The following is a 17714-nucleotide window of genomic DNA, read 5'->3' as shown; positions in this document are numbered from 1 at the left end:
GAAAATTCTTTTAAATAGTTTTTTTTTTTTTTGATATTTGACCTGGTTAACCAAAAAAACTATTAATAAATTTAAAAATTTTAAGAATGAAAAAATTAGTATTTACCGCTCTAGCAGTGGTAGCATTTAGTGGCGCTGCAATGGCGAAAACAGGAGAAGTTAAGGAAATTGAAATTAAAGATTTTAAAATTGAAAACAATGTAACAGCTGATCCATGTAAAGATGAACAAGATGCGGCTGTGGCTGAATGTTTAGCAAATGGATGCAGCGAAAGAGAAGCTTTTTATTTTGGAGCAAAAGCTTGGGGTGAATGCATGAAAGAAGTTGGTATTAAACCAGCCTAGATATTGCATTTAATACTGGATTAGGATTAATTGGGCTGCTTGTTAAATCTAAAGCAGCCTTAATCATTTTAAGTTTATGAAATTAATAAAATTATTTTTCTTTTTTGTTAGTCTAAGTTGTTGGAGTCAAATAAAAAGCGGTAAAATTGAATATGGTGTTCATATTTCCACATTCGAGGGTTTAGAGAAAACGACAAGAATGAAAGCTGCTTATGACAAGGCAATGGAAAACGCACCATTTTTGAATTTTGAATTGCTAATAAATACTAAAGAATCCTCCTTTTCGCTCATCGCTGGCCTCGGTATTAATGAAGATGGCTTACAATATGCGAAGTTGTTTTCTGGATATAGCGGTATGATATATCAGGATGATCTTTATTCTTATTCGGAAATTAATGGAGATCCTGGAAATTATCTCATTAAAAAAGATAAAAAAATAGAATGGAATTTAGAAAATGAAACTAAAGAAATTAATGGTTTTGTTTGTTATAAAGCAACTTCAGAAAAAAAAGTAGTCAATAGAGTGGGAGTTTTTAGATTTCCAATAATTGCTTGGTATTGTCCTCAAATCCCTTTGTCTTATGGGCCAAATGGTTATGGAGGATTGCCAGGTTTAATCTTAGAATTACAAGTTAGAAATATTTTGTTTGGTGTTAAAACAATAGATTTACAACCGGATAATAAGATTGTTGTATTAAAACGAAAAGCATTTAAAATAGTTTCAGAACAAGAATTTGAAGCTTTACTTATCAATAAATAGGTCTATCTTAAAAATAGTTTTGCTGTTAATTCTGAACGACAAAAATTTCATTTTAAAATTGCTTAAGCAGTGGTACTTTATAGTGGGGCTACAATAGCAAAAACTAGAGAAGTAAAAAAAGGGAAAACTTCCCAAAACGAAAAAAAAATGTAAATTCTTTGTATTATTATGAGGCCAAATAAGAATTAATTTCAATGCATAAAATACTCTTCTGTTTTCTTTTATTTACAACGCTCAGTTTCTCTCAATCCCGCTCCATTACTGGTGTGGTGGCTGAGGAGAACAACAAACCATTAGAGTCTGCAAACGTTATTGCAAAACCCTTACAAGAAAAAGCAAGCTTAAAATTTGCTATTGCTGATAATAAAGGACGCTACCGCTTAGAGCTGGAAAAAGCAGTGAAGTATGAAATTACGGTTTCGTACATTGGGTTTGTAGAGGAACTATTTATCCTTGAGGCAGATACTGTGGTTACTTCACACGATTTTAAATTAAAACCTACCGGAGAACAACTCAAAGAAATTGTAATCAAACACGAGTTCAAGCCCATCGAAATTAAAAAGGATACCATGACGTTTAACGTTAAAAGTTTTGCCAACGGCAACGAACGTAAAATGAAAGAAGTTCTTGAAAAACTTCCTGGCGTTGAAGTCGATAAAAACGGAGGTGTTACAGTACAAGGTAAGAAAGTTACTAAAATGTTTGTTGAAGGCAAATCTTTTTTTGGTGGGGGCTCTAAACTAGCAGTTGAAAATATTCCTGCTGATGCGCTGGATAAAATTGAAGTCATTGACCACTTTAACGAAGTGGGTTTTATGAAGCAGGTGTCGGATAGTGATGAACTGGCCATGAATGTAAAACTCAAAGCCGATAAAAAGAAATTTGTTTTTGGTGATGTTGAGGCTGGTGCCGAGGTTGGCAATGCCGATAATGGTTTTTATCTTGGCCACGCCGCTTTGTTTTATTATGCTCCTAAAACGAACCTAAGTTTTATAGGCGATTTAAACAACATTGGTAAACGCACCTTTACTTTTGATGATTTAATGCGTTTTGGTGGTGGAATGAGCACCTTTTTATCAGGTCGAAAATCACTTACTAATTTGTATTCCTTTGCCAATGACAACCAAGATGTGGTGCAGAATGTGTCTCAATTTGGCGCGTTTAACTTTAGCCATGATACCTCGTCAAAACTTTCTATTTCTGGCTTTTCTATTTTTTCGAAAGTGTTGACGGCATCACAAACCGAAAGTAAAAATGAGTATTTGCAAAACAGTGCCATTGCTTTTGAAAACCGACTGCAAGAAGGTACCAATCGCGCTGTTTTAGGAATTGGCAATATCAAACTCGATTATTCGCCTAGCGCCAAAGAAAAATGGTACTACAATGGACAGTACCAGTCGAGTAATAATGCTATTTCAAACACCATCAACTCGATTACCAATGTGAATGCGAGTATTTTTGAAACACTCAACAAAGCCGATAATACCGCCATAAAACAATACATCGAGTGGCACAAAAGTTACAATCTAAAACATACCACCACTTTAGTAATCAATCAAGCATACGATTACAACACGCCACGAACCAATTGGTTCACTGATCAGCCTTTCCTCGCTGGATTAATTCCGCTGCAAGAGGATAGCGCGTACCGCATTGAACAAGTAAAAAAAGTAAAAACCAATAGCGTTGATGCGCTTTTTAAACATTATTGGATTATCAATAATTTCAATCACTTGTATACCAATGTGGGGAATAATCACGGTAATTCCCGTTTAGAAACTAAAGAGCAGCAATTACTTACCAATGGGAACCTGAATGATTTTGCTTTAGCTGGTTTTGGCAATGCAGTAAAATACCAATTGAATGATACTTATGTAGGTTTAGAGTACAAATTTAGATTAGGAAAATGGACCAATAAACCCGGCTTGTATGCGCATTGGTATCATTTAACTACAGAGCAAAAGTCAGGAGAGCGAGTACTTACTAGAACACTTTTACAACCACAGTGGAACAGCGATTATGAGTTCAACAAATCAGAATCTTTAAATTTTGTTTATAAATTAGAAAATAGTTTTCCGCAAGTAACCCAATTAGCGGAGCAGTTTACCTTGCAAAATTATAACTTGGTTTACAAAGGAAATGCCTTATTGCAAAACGAGCGCTACCACAACGCCAACCTGCGTTACACGAAAACCAACTTGTATCGTGGTATCACTTGGAACGTCATGGCGAGTTGGAATGAAAAAGTAAGAACGATCCGTAACGAAATTCAATTGGATGGTATCAATCAGTTCAACACCCCAATTTTAAGCGATAATCCCGAGACGAATTACAATGTTAATGGCTCTTTTAGCAAAAAAATATACCGTTTTAATTTGAGGTTCAACACTAATTTTAGTTGGTTTACGTATTTCCAAACACTAAACAATACCGAAACTTTAAACAATAGAAACAATCAAAGGTTGGGCGTAGTACTGCGTACGGCACACAAAAAATGGCCGGGTTTTAGTGTAGGATACAATAAGGGATTTAGTCAGTTTTCGGGCTTGACCCAATCTCAGTTTCAAACCGATGCGATTACATCTGATTTTGACATTACCATTGCAAAGTTTTGGACGTTCAAATACAATTACGAAAATCTTAAAAACACCAACAGTAACAAGCAGAGTAATTTTTATGACATAGCCAATACTTCGTTGCGCTATCAAAAGAAAAACAGCCCTTTTGGATTTGAGTTAATGGCGAACAACCTTTTTGATAACAAGGTGAAAAATGATTTTTCCTTTTCGGATTATCTTATCAGTCAGCGTAACACTTTTGTATTGCCAAGGGTTTTCATGCTATCCGTTAGTTATAAATTATAATTTAGTTATACACACGCAGTACATCTCCATTAACTTGCACACGGTATTGTTTCATTGGGTATTGCAAGTTGCTTTGACCTGTAAACAAGCTATAGGTAACATTATCACATCCACAAACCGCATTAATTCCATTGATAGTCATGGTAGAGCACGTACTAATGGCTTGATTAGGGCAAGCAGCATCAAAGGCGTTGTAGCCACTACCAGTATTAAAAACAATCACGCCTCGTGCACCAATATTAGGGACATACACCGCATTGCTCACAAATTTAAGATTGGAATAACTAGGTAAATTCATGTTGAGGTCCATGCTGAAAGTATAATTAGGGACAAAGGGATTGTTATTGTTAACGCCAGAATCACTGCAAGAAAAAAACAAGGGAATCAATGCGAATAAGAGATGAATTTTTTTCATTTTAAAATAGTGTCAAAGTATTAGTGAAACAAATTTAATTTATTTAACTTTGACTTATATATGATTAACATATATTTATAGACGAAAAAAAATAGTAGTATCTTTGTGGAAAGAAATCCCGTCCTGATGGGATTTTTTCTATTTATATAATTAATGAAATTATGAGTACAGTATCGTATTACACCGCAGAAGGATTAAAGAAATTAAGAGAAGAATTAGATTATCTAAAAAGCGTGATGCGACCAAAAGCGTCTGCAGATATTGCTGAAGCTAGAGACAAAGGCGACTTATCTGAGAATGCTGAGTATGACGCTGCCAAAGAAGCACAAGGAATGTTAGAAATGCGTATTGCTAAATTAGAAGAGGTACACTCAAACGCTCGACTAATTGATGAAACACATTTAGACCTTTCTAAAGTTTTGGTATTATCGAATGTGAAAATCAAAAACCAAACCAACGGAATGGAAATGAAATACACATTAGTGGCTGAAAGCGAAGCAGATTTAAAAACTGGAAAAATATCAGTTACCTCACCAATTGGTAAAGGTTTGCTGGGGAAATCAGTAGGCGAAGTTGCTGAAATTACGGTGCCAAACGGTGTCTTGAAGTTTGAAATCATCGAAATCTCGAGAGACTAATTAAACATAAGAGCTTAGGTCTAATATTTTAAATTGCAACCATGTCAAGTATTTTTACCAAAATAATCAACGGAGAAATTCCTTGTTACAAAATAGCAGAGGATGAAAATTTCATAGCTTTTTTAGACGTAAACCCTAATGCTAAAGGGCATACGCTTTGTATTCCAAAACAAGAAATTGACAAAATTTTTGAAATAGATGACGATTTATATATGGGATTAATGCAGTTTTCAAAAAAAATTGCGATCGCTTTAGAGCAAGCGGTTCCTTGCAAACGCGTAGGTATGGCTGTAATAGGTCTCGAAGTTCCACATGCACACGTTCATTTGATTCCACTGAATGAAATGGATGAAATGCGTTTTCAAAATAAAGTAACGTTAACCAAAGACGAATTTGAAGCTTTGGCGGCAAGCATAAAAACCTATTTATAAAAGTTGTATCAATAGAATAATTTGGTACGCTTTTCGTTTAATAGAGAATAGGTTCAAACCTGTTCTCTTTTTTATTTTATGAAGCCTGCACTATATACTATGAAAAACATTTTTTTGTTGTTTTTTTTCTTTTTCTCCTTGTTGAGTTTTGGACAAGCAAATCCCGGCTATGCTGTGGTTGATGCAAAAATGGCGGCAATTCCTGCTAAAGCAACAACTTCTACGCAAGCAATTGCAAACTACATCAACGCTAATTTCAAAACAGAAACGGATAAAATTAGAGCTGTTTTTTATTGGACTACATCCAATATCAGCTATGATGTGGCCAATATGTTTACCGTAAATTTTAATGAAACCGAACAAGAACAAATCGCAAAGACGTTAAGAACTAAAAAAGGGGTTTGTATTCATTATGCAGTGGTTTTTAATGAGCTTTCGCAAAAAACAGGAATTCAATCCTATATCATTGAAGGTTATACAAAGCAAAACGGAAAAATAAGTGATTTAGCCCACGCTTGGATCGCTGCAAAAGTTGATAAAAAGTGGTATATATTTGATCCAACTTGGGGTTCTGGATATGTAAATAATGGTAAGTTTTCAAAAAAACTAAACAATTATTATTTTAAGGCAGCTCCTTCTACAATAATTGCTTCCCACATTCCATTTGATTATTTGTGGCAATTATCGAATTATCCAATTTCCAATAATGAGTTTTATGAAGGGAAAATTCAAATCAATAAAACCAAGAAATACTTTGATTTTGAGAATGAAATTACCAAATTTAAAGCATTATCTGAAGCGGATAAATTATTTGCATCGGCAGAAAGAATAGAGAAAAATGGGTTGAAAAACGCCATGATTTTGGAGCGTTATGAAGGAAAAAAACAACAGTTGACTTATTTGCGACAAAATACAAATATTGAAAAATTGAATACTATTGTGAATGAAATGAATCTGGCAGTTGTTCTATTGAATGATTTTATTTATTACAGAAACAATAAGTTTAAACCAGCTTTGTCAGATGCTGAAATTAGCAGCATGATTGAAACACCAAAAGAGAAACTACTCAATTGCCAGAACAATATTTACAGACTGGGATCTGTTGGTAGTCAAAATACATCTAACTTGGAATCAATTAAAAAATCAATTGGAGTAGCTTTGGCGCAAGCCGAAGAACATTCTTTGTTTGTAAAAAAATATTTGAGCAAATCTAAAATAGTCAGAAAAACAATGTTCTCTAAAGTTACCTGGTTTGGAGTTCCGTTAAACTAAATTATTTTTTTTAAAATCACTTGCATCGTGGTGCCTTTACCTATTTCCGACTGCAAAACTTTAATACTTCCTTTGTGATATTCTTCTACAATTCTTTTTGTTAACGAAAGGCCCAGTCCCCAGCCTCGTTTTTTGGTGGTAAATCCGGGTTCAAAAATGGTTTTGAATTGTTTTTTAAGGATACCACTACCGGTATCGGTAATGTTGATTTTTACTATTTCTTCCTCAGTTGTGATTTCAAGGTGTACGCTTCCTTTTCCTTTCATGGCATCAATAGCATTTTTCACCAAATTTTCCACAGTCCAGCTATATAAAATCGGGTTTAACATGACCATGATAGCAGTTTGAGGAGCATTAAATGAAAACTGAATTTGTTTTGAAAATCGAGATTGCAAATAATCATAAGATTGTTGGGTTTCATGCACAAGATCTGTAAGCTCCAGTTTGGGCTCTGAACCAATTTTTGAAAAACGATCTGTAATAGTTTGCAGACGTTCTATGTCTTTTTCGATTTCTTGCGTGGTACTAATGTCAACTTCATCTGCTTTTAAAATTTCGACCCAACCAATAAGAGAGGACAATGGCGTGCCTATTTGATGTGCTGTTTCCTTAGCCATTCCGGCCCACAATTTATTTTGCGTCGCCATTTTGGTACTGCGGTAAAAATTATAGACCAAGGCTCCAAAAAGGACAATAATTAAAACTAACGCAAGCGGATAATACTTCAGTTTGTTTAATAAGGAGGAGTTTCCATAATACAGTTTTTGAAATTTTCCAGGAACATATTCTATGACAATGGGGTCATTTTCTGATTTTAAAGTGTTTAGTATTGTGATAGCCTTTTTGCTTTTTAACAAATTTTCCTCGTCAATATTAACCGTATTAATGATGCTGTCATTTTCGGTTAGCATAATTGGGATAGAAGTGTTATTGCTAAAAATTTGTAATGGCAATTCAACCTCAGTATTTTCATCGGCGTTAATTAATGTTTTTTGGGCCTGCGCCCAAAGATTCATTTTCAAGCGCTCTTCATTCTTGAAAATTTGAAAAAAAGTATAGGTATTCCAAAGAATTAAACTAATAATAAAAAAGGAGGCGAAAATAATAACCCAGCGGGTGTTAATTCTTCTTTCGGAAAACTGCATACTAATGGATTTGAATGCTAAATATAACGAAATAAATGCGCTTGTATTTTAGTTTTTTTTCAGATTTTTTTTGGAGACATCCAAACTACTTTTTGTTTTGCTATTTTAGGGTATAAAGCTCATAACTCAATCGATTTGCTTATTTTTGTATCTCAAAATGTAACTTGAATTATGATCACAATTGACCCAAAAACTATCGATACAGCAAAATTACAAGGCTACTTGCAAAGCTCAGTAGGACCAAGACCTATTGCATTTGCCAGTACGATGGATGAAAATGGCAATGCCAATGTTTCTCCGTTTAGTTTTTTTAATGTTTTTAGTGCTAATCCACCTATTCTTATTTTCTCACCGGCACGCCGCGTGCGAGACAACTCAATAAAACACACTTTGATTAATGCCGAGGCTACCAAAGAAGTAGTGATCAATGTAGTGAACTATGATATTGTACAGCAAATCTCGTTGGCTAGTACAGAGTATGCTGATGGGGTAGATGAATTTGTAAAATCAGGCTTGACGCCAATACCATCAGAGGTTGTAAAACCGTATCGAGTAAAAGAATCTCCGGTACAATTTGAGTGCAAAGTCAATCAAATTATTGCTTTGGGTTCAGAGGGTGGTGCAGGGAATTTAGTCGTGTGCGAAGTAGTAAAAATTCATATTGACGAAGCCGTTTTAGACAGTAACGGCGCTATCGATCAACATAAAATTGACTTGGTGTCGCGTTTGGGCGGCAATTGGTATTCTAGATCCAATCAAGGACTTTTTGAAGTGCCAAAACCATTGGCAACCTTAGGGATTGGCGTAGATGCTATTCCAAATTTTATAAAAGAAAGTAAGGTTTTTAACGGAAATGATTTGGGGATTTTAGGAAATGTTGAAGCCTTGCCTACAACCGAAGAAGTTAGTATATTTGTACAGCAAAATTTTGCAGTTAAAGCTGTTTTGAGCTCAGATGATACTGAAAAAGTGCATCTTACGGCAAAAAAATACCTTAACGATAATGATGTAGTCTCGGCATGGAAGGTCCTTTTAGCCGATACTTTAAAATAGAGCATAACAATAAATATAGAGAAGATGGAAGTAACAGGAAAAATTAAAATGATCGATCAAACTAAGGAAGTTGGATCTGGAGGTTTCAAAAAAAGAGATGTTGTAGTAACAACTGATGAGCAATATCCGCAACATATTTCGGTTCAGTTTGTTCAAGATAAATGTGATTTGTTAAATAATTTTCAAGTAGGTGAAGCTGTAAAAATTGACATTAACTTGAGAGGAAGAGAGTGGACAAATGCACAAGGTGAAACGGTTTATTTTAACACTATTCAAGGATGGAGAATAGGGAAATTACAAGCGGAAAGTCCTTCTGCTCAGCAAATGCCTCCCATGCCATCTGCAGAAACATTTGCACCAGCAACTAGTTTTAACGAAGAGGAAGCAGACGATTTACCGTTTTAAGATAAATTTCCAAAGTATATAAATCCAAATTCCAAGTTGAAGCTTTCTTCATATTGGAATTTGGATTTTTTTTGAGCATTCCTGCCGTTTTCTTTATAATTTATGTCATCATGCATTACCTTTCTGATATTTTAGAATTTCCCGATGTGAACCAAGCCAATCGCGATGGCATTCTTGCTATTGGTGGGGATTTATCTCCAGAACGCCTGCAGTTAGCCTACAAAAACGGTATTTTTCCTTGGTTTGAAGTCGGTGATCCTATCCTTTGGTGGTCGCCAAATCCTAGAATGGTTTTGTTTCTTGAGGAGCTGAAAATCTCCAAAAGCATTCGCAATATTCTCAATAAAGGTGAATTTTCGGTTACCTTCAATCAAAATTTTAGAGATGTGATTTCCTACTGTCAAAAAGTAAAACGCGACGGTCAAAACGGGACTTGGATTACTAATGACATGATTGAGGCATATTGCATATTACACGAATTAGGCATTGCAAAATCAGTTGAAGTGTGGCAAGATGAAACTTTAGTAGGCGGTTTGTATGGCGTTGATTTGGGTCATGTTTTCTGCGGCGAAAGCATGTTTTCGTTAGTTTCGAATGCTTCCAAAGTGGCGTTTATTACCTTGGTAAACCACTTGAAAAAAGAAAATTATAAGCTGCTCGATTGTCAAGTTTACAATCCACATCTCGAAAGTTTAGGTTGCAGAGAAATTCCTCGCGAGGAGTTTATGCGAATTTTGCAGCAGCAGTAGGGCCTATTTCCAGCTGTTTGTTACAAGTCCTCCTTCAAAGTCTTATTTTTTCTAAAGCCATCAAAGGAGCTTCCTGCCGGTCGCTCTTTGCTGTCTCGAAAAAATAGTCTTTTCAGTCCGGGCTTTTCACGTCCATCTGGGGCAAAACGCCTGATTTTTTCAGTACTTAATGGTTTGCTGCACACAACTAAAATTGCAACTTAGTAAAACTCCAATCTAAAGTTTGATACAAAACCAATTCGTTTTTCAAAGTTGGTAAACCTATAATTAATTTTAAGGTTTCGTGTGCCATCATCGTTCCTATCATACCTGGTAAAGTGCCCAGCACACCATTCAAACTGCAATTTGGTACCTCTTTTGGATTGGGAGGCTCTGGAAATAAATCCCGAAGATTTTTACTTCCTTTGTGATTAAAAACAGCTAACTGACCTTCAAAACTTAAAATACTGCCATAAACCAAGGGTTTGCCCAAAGCTACACAAGTATCATTCACTAAATAACGAGTAGCAAAATTATCTGATCCATCCACAACCACATCAAAATCTTGGATGATTTGAACAGCGTTTTCAACATTTAGTTTCGCTTCAAAAGCTGCTACTTTAATCAAAGGATTCAACGCTTCTAATTTTTCTTTGGCCATCAACGCTTTAGATAAACCCACTTGATTTTCGGTGTACAAGATTTGTCTGTGCAAGTTGTGAATTTCTATTTTATCGAAATCAACAATCCCGATAGTTCCCACTCCTGCGGTCGAAATGTATTGTAAAATAGGACAGCCCAAACCGCCAGCACCAATAACCAAAACCCTTGCTTGCTTGAGTTTTTCTTGTCCTGAATCACCTATTTCGGGCAACATTGTTTGTCGGTTGTAACGTAAAAATTCTTGTATTACACTCATTTTATAGTATCTTAAAGTTTGAAAATCTTATATTGGAAAGTCAAAAGCTAAACTATCAAGTAAAGTCGAGTACTTATGACATTCGACTTTATGAAATTTGACTAAATGTTCTATCCCAGTCTTTCCAAACAGGTTCGTATCCATGGCTAGAAATAAGAGCGGCAATTTCCGATGCTGAACGCTCATCACTAATCTCAAATTGTTCCAAAGATTGCGGATCCACTACATAACCACCAGGATTGGTTTTGGAACCAGCACTCATACTCGTTGTGCCAAGCGGAATAATGTTATTTCTGAATTTTTCATTCTCGCGAGTCGATATAGAAATCTCTAAATCCTCATTCCATAACCGATAAGCAGAAATTAATTGCGTCAAATCTTTGTCATCCATAATAAAGTTGGGTTGAATCACTCCTTCCGCAGGACGCAATCGTGGAAAAGAAACCGTGTATTTGGTTTTCCAATACGTTTTTTGGAGATAATCCAAGTGTAAAGCATTGAAAAAACTATCAGTACGCCAGTCTTCTAATCCTAACAAAACACCCAAACCTATTTTATGAATTCCAGCAGTTCCAACTCGATCGGGCGTTTCTAAACGAAAATCGAAATTAGATTTTTTCCCTTTGGTGTGGTATTGCTTATAAACATCCCGATGGTAGGTTTCCTGATAAACCAAAACGGAATACACTCCAGCGGCATGCAATTGTAGGTATTCTTCTGTGGATAAAGGTTGCACTTCTACCGAAATAGTCGAAAAATCATTTTTTATTTGATCAATTGCATTTAGGAAATAGTTGATGTTCACGGTATAATTGGCTTCTCCAGTTACTAATAAAACGTGGTCGAATCCTGCTCTTTTCAAGGCTTCAACTTCTAGTGTTATCTCGCTTTCAGTCAGGGTTTTTCGTTTGATTTTGTTGTCTAAACTGAAACCGCAATAGGTACAAATGTTTTGGCATTCGTTGCTCAAATACAAAGGCGCATACATTTGAATGGTTTTGCCAAAACGCTTTTTGGTTAATTCGTGACTTATTTGAGCCATTTGTTCCAAATAAGCTTGGGCGGCAGGTGAAATCAAAGCTAGAAAATCATCTAGATTGCGTTTGGTTTTCGTTAAAGCGTTTTCTACTTCCTTTGCAGAGGTTTGGTAGATTTTGGTTTTAATATTGTCCCAACTATATTGTTCAAAAACCGATATAAATGTGTTCATCTTTTTAAGCTGCTTTTTTTGGCACGCAGATTTTGCAGATTTTTGCAGATTTTTTTAAATCTGTTCCTCAATTTCTCTGCGTAAATCTGCAAAATCTGCGTGCCAATTTTTAATCTTTATATTATATTTTATTTGCAATCCGCTTGATGTCTTCTAAAATCGAGATAGTATTAAATTTAACTAACGTTCGAAAACCGATTTGAATGTGTTCATTATTTTGCTTTTTTTGGCACACAGATTTTTGCGGATTTTTTAACAATTATTTTAAATTTTTATCTGCGTAAATCTGCAAAATCTGCGTGCTATTTTATTGTGATTATATTTTATTAGCAATCCGCTTGATGCCTTCTAAAATCGAGACAGTATTGAAATTAACTAACAAACCCAGTTTTTTATCAGTCAATTTTAAATAATTGGTAATTTGTTTATAATGAATAGGTGCTAAATCTTCCACAGATTTCAATTCAATAATTACTTTATCTTCAACTAATAAATCAATTTTGAAAGCAACATCTAATATGATTTCGTCATAAGGAATGGTAATTTCAAGTTGTCTCTCCACTTTTAAATCCAATTTAGTTAATTCATAGTATAGCGCACTTTCATATACAGATTCAAACAAACCTGGACCTAGTGTGTTATATACTTTGAAAATTGCTCCTCTTATTTGATATGAAATTTCATTTTCTGTCATTTTTTTGAATTTAAAAATTAGCATTAATTAAATGTATTTATTTTGTTTCAAATATGAAAAACGTAATTCTTTAGTACCTAGAGTTTTTAAATCTGTTTTCACTTTTTATCTGCGTAAATCTGTAAAATCTGCGTGATAATTTAAAAATTACTCGTACAAAAATGCTGTCAAAGGACTTGAAGCCACCGCTCGATTTACTTTTTGTGCCAATTGTGCTTCGTATGCTTTTCGTCCTGCAATTACCGCATCTTTAAAAGCTTCAGCCATCAGTTTTGGATTTCCAGCAACAGCAATAGCGGTATTGACTAAAACAGCATCGGCACCTATTTCCATTGCTTTTGCGGCATCAGAAGGTGCGCCAATTCCTGCGTCGATGATGACAGGGACTTTACTTTGTTCGATAATAATTTCTAAAAAATCGATCGTTTTTAATCCTTTGTTGCTACCAATTGGAGATCCTAAAGGCATTACCGCTGATGTTCCGGCATCTTCCAAACGTTTGCATAAAACAGGATCGGCGTGAATGTATGGCAAAACAATAAAACCTAGTTTAGCTAGTTCTTCTGTTGCTTTTAGGGTTTCAATCGGGTCGGGTAACAAGTACCTTGGATCGGGATGGATTTCGAGTTTGAGCCAATTGGTCTCCAAAGCTTCTCTAGCTAGTTGCGCTGCGAATACAGCCTCTTTCGCATTTCTTGCTCCCGAAGTATTGGGTAATAAATTAATGTTTGGATGTTTAAGATGGGCTAAAATGGCATCGGTTTCGGTTTCTAAATCGATACGTTTTAAGGCGACGGTAACCAATTCACTTCCGGATGCCAAAATAGCTTCTTCCATTTGTTGGTTGGAACCGAATTTCCCTGTTCCTAAAAACAAGCGCGATTCAAAGGTTTTATCTCCTATTTTAAATGGTAACATATAGTTTTTCGTTTAGTTGTGTGATTAATTCGGATGGATTTTCACTTTGGGTAATTAAACCCGAAACAGCAATCCCGTTAACGCCAGTTTCCATTATGCTTTCAACGTTTGTAAGTTGGATTCCTCCAATGGCATAAATGGGAATTTGTATTTCTTTAGCTTTCATCTTTTCGATAATGCTGCGGTAGCCATCAAACCCTAAAATCGGACTTAATTTTTGTTTTGTTGCTGTAAATTGGAACGGACCTAAACCAATGTAATTACAGCCATTTTCAATGTGATTTTGAATATCTTCAAAAGTATTGGCAGTTGCTCCGATAATTTTTTCACGACCTAAAATAGTTCTCGCCGCTGCTACATTCATATCAGTTAAACCTACATGAACTCCATCAGCATTTAATTGCTGTGCTAGGTGCACATTGTCATTAATGATTAAATAGGCAGAAAAAACGTCGCACAAAATTTTTGCGGTTTCTGCAACATCAAAAAGTTCGGCGGTGGACGCATTTTTGAAACGCAACTGAATCCACTCGCAACCGTTGTCGAGCGCTTTGCGAATATTGGACAATTGTTCTTCGACGGTGTTTCCTTGAGAGATATATTGTAGTTTATGGTACATAATGATATCCTAGTTTTGTGGGGTTAGATTGTAAGTAGGCTTCTATATATTTTTTGGCATTGGCACAAGCCGTTTTTAGTTCCTGTCCCAAAGCCAAATGAGCTGTAATCGCAGATGACAACACGCAACCTGATCCGTGTTTATCGAAAATTTTAGTAGTCTTTGGCGCCAGTTTCAAATGTTCATTTTCTAAAAACAAATAATCAAAGCCAATTTCGTTTGGATTGGGACCGCCTTTTAACAATACGGGGCAATGTTTTGAAAGTAAAATAGCTGTTGTTTCTGCATTAAATCCTTTAGAAGAAAATTGTAAAATCTCATTGTAATTGGGGGTAATTAAATGAATTTCTTTCAGTATTTCAATCAAAGTAGTTTGGTTTTCAATAGTTAAAAAATCAAATTCTGTAGTCGATTTTAAAACGGTATCCCAAACTATTTTTGTTTCTGGCGAAAGCTTTTTAATCAAAAGAACAACTGCTTTTAAAAATGCCAAAGAAGGTACAATTCCAATTTTTACGGCTTTTATATTGTAAGTATTAAATATTGTTTGAACAGATTGCAAAACAAAATCCAAATCCGTCCATTGTATGGCTACAAATTCATTTTCGGTTTGGATGGTGTTTGCCGTATTAATAGCAAAGCCATACACTTGATGTTGCTCGAACGTCTTTACATCTGCCAAAACTCCCGCGCCTGCTGAAGGATCGAAACCTGCAATGCTTACTACAAAAGGTCGTGACATAGTCTAAAATTTTCTATTGAATGGTTGTTGTTCCAAATACTGCCTAAAAGAGCAACATCATCAAACCCAAATGCTAATGCAGTTTTGATATTTTCGGATGTGATTCCTCCAAGAGCAATCAATGCGGTGTTGTTATTCTTTCTTTGTTTTAATTCTTTTTTGAAATCAAGATTCGAAACATAATTGGGTTTTGAAATACTTTCGAAAACAGGGCCGAAAAATGCGTAATCAAAAACACTTGATAGCGCTTCAAAATCCGACATTTTATGAATAGAGGTGGAGAGTGTGTATCCAATTTTTTTCCATTTTTTTAAATGTTCTTCGGGTGTTTCTATTCTTGTTTTTTCTGTAAAATGAATGCGATCAATTCTAAATTCGAGCGCTAATTGATGATGACTATGTAAAACCAATCGGTGTCTGAAAGCAGTTTTTATTTTTGATACAAATGTTTTCATTTCTGTTGCTGAAAAATCAGGTTTCCGAATATGAAGCAACTCCAATCCATTCTCAAAGAGAGTGTGAATGGTCTTGATTTCGTTTGCTATTGCGGTTGGATTGGAAATGACTATCATTTTTGATTAGATTCTGAAAAGGAAAAAAGAGTATAGAATATAGAAAATACACTGTGATTTAGGTCTATTCTCTATATTCTTTTATCTATTCTCTCGTCTTAAATATAAATTTCTTTTCCTTGTTCAATAAACTCTTCTGATTTTGCTGCCATTCCTTTCTCGGCTTCGGCAACGTCACGAATTTCTTGAGAAATTTTCATAGAACAGAATTTTGGTCCACACATCGAGCAGAAGTGAGCCACTTTTGCACCGTCAGCAGGCAAGGTTTCATCGTGAAATTCTCTAGCAGTATCTGGATCTAATGATAAGTTGAACTGGTCTTCCCAACGGAATTCGAAACGGGCTTTGCTCAAAGCATTATCTCGGTATTGTGAACCTGGGTGACCTTTGGCTAAATCCGCAGCGTGTGCGGCAATTTTATAAGTAATCACACCATCTTTTACATCTTTTTTGTTGGGTAAACCAAGGTGTTCTTTTGGGGTAACATAACACAACATAGCGCATCCGTACCAGCCAATCATAGCGGCTCCAATGGCAGAAGTAATGTGATCGTAACCTGGAGCAATATCAGTTGTTAATGGCCCCAAAGTGTAAAATGGAGCTTCATCACAATGTTCTAATTGCTTGTCCATATTTTCTTTAATCATATGCATTGGTACATGACCAGGTCCTTCAATAAATACTTGAACGTCGTGTTTCCAAGCGATTTTTGTTAGTTCACCCAGCGTCTCTAATTCGGCGAATTGTGCTGCATCGTTGGCATCGGCGATAGAGCCTGGACGTAATCCGTCTCCCAGGGAAAAAGCAACGTCGTATTGTTTCATAATTTCGCAAATCTCTTCGAAATGGGTATACAGAAAGTTTTCTTTATGGTGGAACAAACACCATTTGGCCATAATAGAACCACCGCGAGAAACAATTCCGGTAACGCGATTAGCTGTTAAATGAATGTAACGCAATAAAACACCAGCGTGAATGGTGAAATAAGAAACGCCTTGTTCTGCTTGTTCGATTAAGGTGTCGCGGAAAACTTCCCAAGTTAAATCTTCGGCTATTCCGTTTACTTTTTCTAAAGCTTGGTAAATTGGTACCGTACCAATTGGCACGGGCGAATTACGAATGATCCATTCTCTGGTTTCGTGAATGTTTTTTCCGGTTGATAAATCCATAATGGTATCAGCTCCCCAACGACAAGCCCAAACAGCTTTTTCTACTTCTTCTTCGATGCTTGAAGTAACTGCGCTATTCCCAATATTGGCATTAATTTTCACTAAAAAATTACGTCCTACAATCATTGGTTCGCTTTCGGGATGGTTGATGTTGTTGGGGATAATAGCTCGCCCTCTTGCTACTTCGCTACGAACAAATTCAGCCGTGATTTTAGTTTTTGGTGTATTTGCTCCAAAACTATTTCCAGCGTGTTGGCATTGCATTGCTTTTGTTTGCTCGTTTAGTTGTTCGATGCGTTGGTTTTCACGAATGGCGATGTATTCCATTTCGGGAGTGATAATGCCTTGTTTGGCGTAATATAATTGGGTCACATTGGCACCTTTTTTGGCACGCATGGGTTTGTGTAAATATTCAAAACGCAAGTGATCTAACTTTTCATCATTCAAACGTGATTTGCCGTATTCGGAGGAGATTTCGGTTAGTTCTTCTACATCATTACGGTCCCGAATCCATTGTTCGCGGATTCGGGGCAGTCCTTTGCGAATATCAATTTCGAGATTAGGATCTGTAAAAGGACCTGAAGTGTCGTAAACTGTTACCGGTGGATTTTTTTCTATTCTGCCATTGGATAGTTTAGTATCAGCGAGCGAAATTTCACGCATCGCTACTTTAATCGGGTGGATTTCTCCATCGATGTACACTTTTTTGGAATTTGGAAACGGGGTTCTAGATATTTTTTCTTCGTTGTTCATTGGTTTGTGATTATGGATTGGACACGGATGACACCGATTCGCTAAAGCGAAGACACGGATTAA

At 35.8% G+C, this 17714-nt stretch carries 19 protein-coding genes; 9 read left to right on the top strand and 10 right to left on the bottom strand.

Going from position 1 to position 17714, the window contains the following annotated elements; translation table 11 throughout:
* Positions 1-86 precede the first annotated feature (86 nt).
* From K5V07_RS13460 to K5V07_RS13450, 3 genes are all read left to right on the top strand, one after another.
* Positions 87-344, top strand: coding sequence for a hypothetical protein (locus K5V07_RS13460; RefSeq protein ID WP_221917885.1), 258 nt, complete (start codon positions 87-89; stop codon positions 342-344).
* A gap of 76 nt (positions 345-420) precedes the next feature.
* A complete protein-coding gene (locus K5V07_RS13455; protein ID WP_221917883.1) occupies positions 421-1104 on the top strand; it encodes a GLPGLI family protein in 684 nt (227 codons plus the stop codon).
* A 194-nt stretch (positions 1105-1298) separates the two neighbouring features.
* The gene (locus K5V07_RS13450) at positions 1299-3968 is read left to right on the top strand and encodes a TonB-dependent receptor (RefSeq protein WP_221917882.1); all 2670 of its coding nucleotides are present in this window, start codon (positions 1299-1301) and stop codon (positions 3966-3968) included.
* A 1-nt stretch (position 3969) separates the two neighbouring features.
* Here K5V07_RS13450 and K5V07_RS13445 read toward each other — a convergent pair whose 3' ends face one another.
* Positions 3970-4383: a hypothetical protein gene (locus K5V07_RS13445; RefSeq protein ID WP_182648343.1), complete on the bottom strand. Its 414-nt coding sequence runs from the start codon at positions 4381-4383 to the stop codon at positions 3970-3972.
* Positions 4384-4544: 161 nt separating this feature from the next.
* Here K5V07_RS13445 and greA point away from each other — a divergent pair, with 161 nt between their 5' ends.
* The 3 genes from greA to K5V07_RS13430 all read left to right on the top strand — a co-directional run bounded on the left by greA (position 4545) and on the right by K5V07_RS13430 (position 6724).
* On the top strand, positions 4545-5021 hold the full coding sequence (gene greA, locus K5V07_RS13440) for a transcription elongation factor GreA (RefSeq protein ID WP_221917881.1): 477 nt from the start codon (positions 4545-4547) through the stop codon (positions 5019-5021).
* A gap of 41 nt (positions 5022-5062) precedes the next feature.
* The gene (locus K5V07_RS13435) at positions 5063-5452 is read left to right on the top strand and encodes an HIT family protein (protein ID WP_221917880.1); all 390 of its coding nucleotides are present in this window, start codon (positions 5063-5065) and stop codon (positions 5450-5452) included.
* 99 nt (positions 5453-5551) lie between these two features.
* A complete protein-coding gene (locus K5V07_RS13430; RefSeq protein ID WP_221917879.1) occupies positions 5552-6724 on the top strand; it encodes a transglutaminase domain-containing protein in 1173 nt (390 codons plus the stop codon).
* Here K5V07_RS13430 and K5V07_RS13425 read toward each other — a convergent pair.
* On the bottom strand, positions 6721-7869 hold the full coding sequence (locus K5V07_RS13425; protein WP_221917878.1) for a HAMP domain-containing sensor histidine kinase: 1149 nt from the start codon (positions 7867-7869) through the stop codon (positions 6721-6723). The genes K5V07_RS13430 and K5V07_RS13425 overlap by 4 nt on opposite strands.
* Before the next feature lie 171 nt (positions 7870-8040).
* Here K5V07_RS13425 and K5V07_RS13420 point away from each other — a divergent pair, with 171 nt between their 5' ends.
* From K5V07_RS13420 to aat, 3 genes are all read left to right on the top strand, one after another.
* Positions 8041-8922, top strand: a complete 882-nt coding sequence (locus K5V07_RS13420; RefSeq protein ID WP_221917877.1) for a flavin reductase family protein — start codon at positions 8041-8043, stop codon at positions 8920-8922.
* 24 nt (positions 8923-8946) lie between these two features.
* The gene (locus tag K5V07_RS13415) at positions 8947-9327 is read left to right on the top strand and encodes a DUF3127 domain-containing protein (RefSeq protein WP_086453648.1); all 381 of its coding nucleotides are present in this window, start codon (positions 8947-8949) and stop codon (positions 9325-9327) included.
* A gap of 110 nt (positions 9328-9437) precedes the next feature.
* A complete protein-coding gene (gene aat, locus K5V07_RS13410; RefSeq protein WP_221917876.1) occupies positions 9438-10076 on the top strand; it encodes a leucyl/phenylalanyl-tRNA--protein transferase in 639 nt (212 codons plus the stop codon).
* Between the two features lie 187 nt (positions 10077-10263).
* Here aat and K5V07_RS13405 read toward each other — a convergent pair whose 3' ends face one another.
* From K5V07_RS13405 to thiC, 8 genes are all read right to left on the bottom strand, one after another.
* The gene (locus K5V07_RS13405) at positions 10264-10974 is read right to left on the bottom strand and encodes a HesA/MoeB/ThiF family protein (protein ID WP_221917875.1); all 711 of its coding nucleotides are present in this window, start codon (positions 10972-10974) and stop codon (positions 10264-10266) included.
* An 88-nt stretch (positions 10975-11062) separates the two neighbouring features.
* Positions 11063-12184 (bottom strand): 2-iminoacetate synthase ThiH, encoded by a 1122-nt coding sequence (gene thiH / locus K5V07_RS13400; RefSeq protein ID WP_221917874.1) that lies wholly within the window; start codon positions 12182-12184, stop codon positions 11063-11065.
* Positions 12185-12500: 316 nt separating this feature from the next.
* Positions 12501-12878 carry a GxxExxY protein gene (locus K5V07_RS13395; protein WP_221917870.1) on the bottom strand — a complete coding sequence of 126 codons (378 nt, stop codon included), beginning with the start codon at positions 12876-12878 and terminating at the stop codon, positions 12501-12503.
* 147 nt (positions 12879-13025) lie between these two features.
* On the bottom strand, positions 13026-13796 hold the full coding sequence (locus K5V07_RS13390) for a thiazole synthase (RefSeq protein WP_221917866.1): 771 nt from the start codon (positions 13794-13796) through the stop codon (positions 13026-13028).
* Positions 13783-14415, bottom strand: a complete 633-nt coding sequence (locus K5V07_RS13385) for a thiamine phosphate synthase (RefSeq protein WP_221917864.1) — start codon at positions 14413-14415, stop codon at positions 13783-13785. Before K5V07_RS13385 ends, K5V07_RS13390 begins: the two co-directional genes overlap by 14 nt.
* Positions 14405-15157, bottom strand: a complete 753-nt coding sequence (locus K5V07_RS13380; protein ID WP_221917859.1) for a hydroxymethylpyrimidine/phosphomethylpyrimidine kinase — start codon at positions 15155-15157, stop codon at positions 14405-14407. The genes K5V07_RS13385 and K5V07_RS13380 overlap by 11 nt, the downstream gene beginning before the upstream one ends.
* The gene (locus K5V07_RS13375; protein ID WP_221917858.1) at positions 15139-15729 is read right to left on the bottom strand and encodes a thiamine phosphate synthase; all 591 of its coding nucleotides are present in this window, start codon (positions 15727-15729) and stop codon (positions 15139-15141) included. The genes K5V07_RS13380 and K5V07_RS13375 overlap by 19 nt, the downstream gene beginning before the upstream one ends.
* A gap of 98 nt (positions 15730-15827) precedes the next feature.
* Positions 15828-17651: a phosphomethylpyrimidine synthase ThiC gene (gene thiC, locus K5V07_RS13370; protein WP_221917857.1), complete on the bottom strand. Its 1824-nt coding sequence runs from the start codon at positions 17649-17651 to the stop codon at positions 15828-15830.
* Between the last annotated feature and the right edge of the window lie 63 nt (positions 17652-17714).

This window comes from Flavobacterium sp. CHNK8 (genome assembly GCF_019774515.1).
GTDB lineage: Bacteria > Bacteroidota > Bacteroidia > Flavobacteriales > Flavobacteriaceae > Flavobacterium > Flavobacterium tiangeerense.
Note: the sequence above shows the minus strand (reverse complement) of the source record. Positions and strands in the feature narration are given on the sequence as shown.